General features: G+C 58.8%; 1 protein-coding gene. It reads left to right on the top strand.

Annotation, left to right across the window (positions count from 1 at the left end; all coding sequences use genetic code 11):
* Positions 1-72 precede the first annotated feature (72 nt).
* Positions 73-830, top strand: a protein-coding gene (locus tag NKH35_RS31815; protein WP_155923506.1) for an IS5 family transposase whose coding sequence is annotated in 2 segments (ribosomal slippage) — positions 73-400 and positions 400-830 — 759 coding nt in all. Because the reading frame shifts where the segments join, the coding sequence is not laid out codon by codon here.
* The last annotated feature ends 268 nt before the right edge of the window (positions 831-1,098 follow it).

Raw genomic sequence — 1,098 nt, 5'->3', positions numbered from 1 at the left:
TAGGGTCCGGACCCATAAACCGCTTTCATTGATGCGGCTGCCGTGATTCAAGGTCACCGACTGGAGGCTTCGATGGATCGGGACTATTTCTGGCTGACGGGCGAACAATTCTCGAAGCTCAAGCCGCATCTTCCAACTGACACGCGGGGCAAGGCTCGCGTGGATGATCGGCGGGTTATCAGCGGTATCATCCACGTCATCAAGAGCGGTGGACGCTGGGTGGACGCACCTGCCGCCTACGGTCCGAGGAAGACGCTCTACAATCGCTTCCATCGCTGGGCTAACAAGGGCATCTGGACCGGCATATTCCAAGCCTTGGCCAGTGCTGGTGGGCCACCGGCACAACTGCTTATCGATTCCTCGGCTGTTCGTGCCCATCGCAGTGCGGCGGGCGGAAAAAGGGGGAACTCAACCAGGCAATTGGCAGATCACGCGGCGGGCGCACCACCAAGATCCACGCCCTGACTGATGGAATGTGCAGGCCAGTCGCCTTCCTTTTGACCGGCGGCAACGTTGCCGACTGCAAGGCGGGCGAGGTGCTGATCGATCAGATGCCGACGACAACCCTGCTGAACGCCGACAAAGGCTACGACAGCGACGCAATTCGTCGCCAGGTCAAGCAGCGCGGCGCTTTCGCCAATATTCCACCGAAGGCAAACAGGAAGTGGAAGAACTGCTTCTCGCCCTACCTCTACCGCGACCGCAACGCCATCGAGCGCATGTTCTGCAGGCTTAAGGACTTCCGCCGCATCGCCACCCGATATGATCGATTGGCTACCAACTTCCTCGCTGCGGTCTGCATCGCAGCGACAATCAGCTATTGGCTCTAACGCCGAACCCGAACTACTTGCAAAATTGTGGGATCATAGGCAAACAGTAGTCTGGCGTGATGTCGACGCTCAGTGCGGAAGGACAGGTCGCTCCTGTAGGGCCCGCAGCGGCATTTCGGGCTTAGATAGTCGGGGTAACCCGTTTCGGTGCGAATCCGAACCCGGTCAGGGTCGCCCCCTGATCGCCTCATAACAATTCAAGCACAATGTTGCCGAGACTGACGACAGCGCTGCAGCGCTCGCACCACAATTATGAGTCTTGGCCCTA

It is taken from the genome of Mesorhizobium sp. M1143 (assembly GCF_040318435.1).
Taxonomy (GTDB): Bacteria; Pseudomonadota; Alphaproteobacteria; order Rhizobiales; family Rhizobiaceae; genus Mesorhizobium.
This window is presented reverse-complemented; position numbering and strand designations above follow the sequence as displayed.